This is a genomic window from Chloroflexota bacterium (assembly GCA_014360825.1).
GTDB lineage: Bacteria > Chloroflexota > Anaerolineae > UBA2200 > JACIWT01 > JACIWT01.
In genome coordinates, this window is sequence record JACIWT010000045.1 from 1 (window position 1) to 5,188 (window position 5,188).

Consider the following 5,188-nt stretch of genomic DNA (forward strand, 5'->3'; position numbering starts at 1 on the left):
TTCAGCCGCCAGTCTTTCGAGGGCTATATGTCGCAGCGCCCGATGCAACCCCTGACCACCACTGTGGATCATGTAGAGTTGGTGCCCAGTGTGGAGTTCCTGGGCGTGAGTTACGAACGCGCGGCAGTGGTGCACACGACGTGGATCGTGCGCGAAGGGGGGCGGGAGAAGACGATCCGGCCGGTGGAACTGCTGGTCTGGGCAGGGGACCTGTGGCGCTGGCTGCGTGGGCCGCTGCCCTGGTGGCCCACGCTGACCCCGACGCTCATCCCGAGCCCGACTGCGTCGGCTACTCCCACCAGTGCCGGGACAGCAACCGGCACGCCCTCGCTCACCCTGACGCCCACACCCGCTGGCACGGGTCTGCCCACCCCCACCCAGAGCCCCACACCATACACCTGGATCCCGGTGGGCAGCACAACGCAGGTGGTCAGCGAGAGCCTGGACTTGCGGGCCGGGCCTGGCTCCTCTGAGGCGCTGGTGGGCATCCTGCCGCAACATACGGTGGTGACGGTTTTGGAGGGGCCAGTTTTCGCGGAGGGGCATCCCTGGTACCGGGTGCAGGTGCAGGATTCGGGACTGGTGGGGTGGTGTGATGGGGAGGGATTGGGGTAGGGGCAGTGGACGCCGTTTTTAGAGATCCCCTTGGATGCATCCAAGTGGCTAGCCTGAGAAAGCCTTAGCGGGATTTAGCGAAGCCACAGTCATGAAGAGCCTTAGAGAACAAAGTCAGATCCCCTATGTAAACTCCTGGTGCTCACCTAGGATCGCCTTTAAAGCAATCTGTCGGTCGCTGAAGTCTAATAGTATCGCGTCGGGGTTGTACTGAGCCAGCATATCTGGCGTATGATAGCCAGTCGCAACTGCTATCACCCGAGCATGTAATGCCTTTCCCGCCTGGATATCCCGGGGAGAGTCGCCGACAACCACAAGTCTACGATGATCCGGCTCAAGGCCGTAAGTGCGAGTTGCTCTGTCAATCGCCAGATGAAGCAACGCCACCCGCTCGTTACCCTCATCCCCGAATGCACCAACTGGGAAGTAACGTTGCAATCCTGATCGCTCGAGAATGACACGAGCACTCCTGCTCACCGTGCCTGTAACAAGCGCCAGTGCATGTCCTGCCTGCTTGAGTGCATCGAGAACCTCTACAACGCCAGGCAACACCGCTGGTCGCAGGTCATCAGCCAAGAGTGTAATAGTTGTGTCCGTCAGGATCTCCACCGCCCTTTTGAGGCCTGCATTTATCACATCGGAACTTAGACCCATGTCTTCGCAGATCATGCGAATGATACTGGGCTGGGTATGTCCCGAATGCATATGTGTAGGTTGGCCATCGATATCATATACACTCTTCATTGCCCTAAGGTAAGCCTTAACATAAACATCGACGACGTTAATCAACGTTCTATCCATGTCGAACAAAATGATCTTTTGATGTTGCCCGTTGTTGTGCGGATTCAATGTCTCTATCTCGATTTGTGAGGGCATAAGCAGGATACACCCGTCACCATGGCACTGTTGGACTAAAGCATTCCTGCATTAGTCAGCGCAGCGCGTATCTTGGTTCGCAACCCCGCCTCAAGTGGCTGGAATGGAGCCCTTGGGAACCCTGCATCCACACCACGCATCTGAAGGATTGCGTGTACTGTGGGAATAGTCGGTCCCAAGTGAACGATATCTCGTACATCTAGTACTTTATGCTGGATTTTCCTAGCCGTACTTAAGTCATTCTCACACGTGGCCCTCCATAGGTCTGCCATCAATTCTGGGAAGGCGTTAGCTAAGCCAGCCACACAGGCTCGAGCGCCCATAATATAGGCTGGCAAAAACAGGGCCTCAGTCCCGATAACGAAATCAAAGTCGCGCTCTCCTACAGCGCGCTGCTTTTCTATAAAATCACAGATATCAAAACTGCTGTCCTTAATGCCCCAAACACCAATGTCTGCCAACCGAGCCAGCAGGTGTGGCGATATCTTATTCCCAGAGGCCTGTGGGTTATCATAGGCGTAGATCGGGATGGAAACTGCTTTCATAACTGCGCGGTAGTGTTCGAAAATCGCGTCCTCTGTGTGTTTGTAATAGAACGGGGGGATAATCGCAACCGCGGTTGCTCCTACTGAATTTGCATGTTTTGCCAGTTCCACAGCGGAAGAGGTATCCGTCGTGCCCACGTGAACGACCACTGGCACGCGGCCCCTGACTTGATCTACGACGATCTCCACTACCCGCTTGCGTTCCGTTACAGACATTAAGGGGCCACTTCCGTAAGTTCCGCAAGTGTAAAGGCCACCTATATGGGGTAATAAGAACTCGATGTGTCTCCGAAGTCCATCTTCATACACGTTTCCTTCAGAATCGAATGGTGTAATGTTCGGCGGTACTATCCCTTGCAAATGGAGTCTTTTCACAAGCCACGCTCCTTTCAGTAAACAGCGTTAACACACCATATAGTAGTGTACGAGGGAATGGGGAACTGGAAAAAAGCGATGCATCTCCAGGGGGTACCTTAGGTGAGCGCTGCAGCGTTATTCTGCCCTAGTGCTCGCTGGCTGCGAGCCTCGCGTACTGCTGCTACGAATCTACGTGCCAGTTCTGTCAACTTGCCATACTCGCCCGCTTCGGCGGCTTTGTAATCCACCAAGTGTCTGCCTACTCCCAGGGCCACGGCTCCTGCCAGAATGAATTCCTTCGCATTCTCCAAAGTAACACCACCATCTGCCAGAAGCGGAATGTGTCCTAAAGGAGCAAGTACAGCCCGAATATAGGAGGGACCGAGGTTCCCAGCGGGGAACACCTTGACCATAGCGGCGCCCTGCTCATACGCCAGCAAGATCTCGTTTGGGGTCAAGGCTCCTGGGATGACTGGTTTGCCGTAGCGATGGGCTATCTCAATAACTCCGTGATTGATCGTGGGCGAGACAATGAACTGAGCTCCAGTGAGGATCGCAGCCCTTGCGGTCTCTGCATCGAGCACAGTTCCGACCCCAAGCAGGACCTTATCCCCCACCTCAGTTGCCACTCGCCTGATCGCCTCTAATGCATCAGGCATCGTCATTGAGAATTCTATTACCGAAACCCCGCCCTTGAGCAATGCCAAAGTTGTGTCCACAGCCATCTTGGCATTTGGCAGCCGGGCTGCAGCCATGACACCACACTCCACAATGCGATTCACGGAATCATTTTTTGAAAGCATCTACTGGTCTCCTAAGAAGGTTGATACTTTCCACAAATTATTTGGAGCAACTGTTCCTCTGTCTCAGCTTCCCGCAACCGAGTCAGATTGGCCTTGTCGCTTAAGAATCGCGCAACGTCTCGCAGTAGTTCTATGTGACCCCCGTGATCCACTGCCCCAAGCCCAATGGCCAGCCACACGGGATCATTTTCGCAGCCGAAATTGATGCCTTCTCGTAAGGTGGCAACAGCCAAGCAAACTCGATTAACGCCCTCCTCGGGCCGCGCATGTAACAAAACGACGCCTGGAGCAATGACGCAATAGGTCCCTATTTCCTCGATCACGTTTTTCATCGCCTGAATATATCTGGGGTGCACATCGCCAGCGGCTACCATTATCTCTCCCACTTGATCCACGAGGTCCCGCCAATCCGCCGCCTGTATCCCAACCTTGATTCTCTCCCTGGTGAGCAACTTCTCAATCGCCAACCGTTACCTCTCCTGCCACTCATAGTCTCAAAATCAGCAACATTGCTCGTGCAAGGTTAGGGGAGGCCGTGCTTGCCGTTTTACTTAAACACGGCCTCCCCCATCCAAGATCACCTCACCCAAGGCCGAGGATCGCGCGAATGATGCTGCCGATTACCTTGATGAGTGTGACAACGATGTAAATGTCAGGGGTCATCAGGGCTGCGCCCACTACCTCGTATTCTGCCCAGGGGATTACCGGGTAGAATAGCGCTCCTGCAATAGGCCAGAGCAGGCCGGTTACAAAGCCGGCAGCAACAGAGCCCCTCGCTCCGCCAAGAGCATTCCCGTAGACCGCACCCGCCGTGCACCCAAACAGGAGAGCGATCATGGAGGGCACCGGTACCACTGCTAGACCTAGCACCCGACACAGTGTCATGCCAACTAACCATCCAACGAAGCCAGTGGCTAGTCCAACTACTACCCCAGTAGGAGCAAATGGGAATACAACGGGGCAGTCCAGAGCAGGGGCCGCTCCGGGCACGAGTTTAAGAGCAATGCCCTTGAACGCGGGTATCAACTCGCCGATAAACATGCGGACGCCCTGCAAGATCACGAGCACGCCGCCTGCAGCGGTGAGAGACTGCAAAACGATCCACACAATGGGGTGCTGCGTGCCAGCCAGTTGGAAGGCAGCCTCTGGTGCAAAGATGGATGGCACAGCGAACATGACGAACATGATCAAAGAGAAAGCTACGGCGATGTCCCTGAAGGCCTCTAATGTGCTCGGCAAACTGATCTCCTCGATACTGTGCTCTTTGTTGCCGACGAGTTTGGCCACGACGGACGACACCCAGTATGCGGAGCCCATCGTATGTCCGACCCCATAATCATCTGTGCCGGTCACCCGCCTGGTATAGGGCTGGAGCAACATAGGCTGAATGGCCATATATAGGCCCAGGACCAGCGCGCCGATGATAACGAGCGGGATGCCGCTCACGCCCAACGTTAGGAGTACCAGCGCAATGCCACCAGCCAGATGCCAGACCTTGTGTCCAGTGAGATAGATCCACTTGGCCTTGGTAAACCGTGCGATCAGGACATTCGCTAGGAAGCCGAGGACCATGACCAAGCCGACTTCTCGCCCGATCCGGCCCATCACTGCCCCAATGGCGATGTTGTCATCGAAATAGACGCCGGTTATACCAAATGCGGCTTTGAAAAGTTTGTCAAAATTAGCCAGCCCGCCAGTAGTCGCCGAGACACCGATGTTCAGGATCAAAAAGCCCAGGATGGTCTTGGCCGTCCCCAGGACAACCTGGGTCAGCGTTTTGCGTTGAAGGATCAACCCGAACAGGGCCACTATTCCAACCAGGATGGCGGGGATGGTCAGTAACTGCAACAAAATGTTTAGGATACCCATTTTTCCTCCTGCCTTTCTATGTAACCATTAAAGGTTTGCCATGCTATACTTGCAGTCCTATACTATAGCAGGGTTACGTTCAATCCTCATGTAACAAAGAGAGTGCCAGTCGAACAGTTCACC

6 protein-coding genes are annotated in these 5,188 nt (G+C 54.8%); 1 reads left to right on the plus strand and 5 read right to left on the minus strand.

Features of this window, described 5'->3' with window-relative positions; genetic code table 11:
- Positions 1-615: SH3 domain-containing protein (locus H5T64_13195; protein MBC7265291.1), on the plus strand; the 615-nt coding region annotated here is incomplete at its 5' end.
- A 123-nt stretch (positions 616-738) separates the two neighbouring features.
- Here H5T64_13195 and H5T64_13200 read toward each other — a convergent pair.
- From H5T64_13200 to H5T64_13220, 5 genes are all read right to left on the minus strand, one after another.
- Positions 739-1,404: an HAD hydrolase-like protein gene (locus H5T64_13200; GenBank protein MBC7265292.1), complete on the minus strand. Its 666-nt coding sequence runs from the start codon at positions 1,402-1,404 to the stop codon at positions 739-741.
- 122 nt (positions 1,405-1,526) lie between these two features.
- Positions 1,527-2,411 carry a dihydrodipicolinate synthase family protein gene (locus tag H5T64_13205; protein MBC7265293.1) on the minus strand — a complete coding sequence of 295 codons (885 nt, stop codon included), beginning with the start codon at positions 2,409-2,411 and terminating at the stop codon, positions 1,527-1,529.
- Between the two features lie 98 nt (positions 2,412-2,509).
- Positions 2,510-3,196, minus strand: a complete 687-nt coding sequence (locus H5T64_13210) for a 2-dehydro-3-deoxyphosphogluconate aldolase (protein ID MBC7265294.1) — start codon at positions 3,194-3,196, stop codon at positions 2,510-2,512.
- A gap of 11 nt (positions 3,197-3,207) precedes the next feature.
- Positions 3,208-3,663, minus strand: coding sequence for a PTS sugar transporter subunit IIA (locus tag H5T64_13215; protein MBC7265295.1), 456 nt, complete (start codon positions 3,661-3,663; stop codon positions 3,208-3,210).
- Positions 3,664-3,778: 115 nt separating this feature from the next.
- A complete protein-coding gene (locus H5T64_13220) occupies positions 3,779-5,065 on the minus strand; it encodes a PTS ascorbate transporter subunit IIC (GenBank protein ID MBC7265296.1) in 1,287 nt (428 codons plus the stop codon).
- Positions 5,066-5,188: the final 123 nt, after the last annotated feature.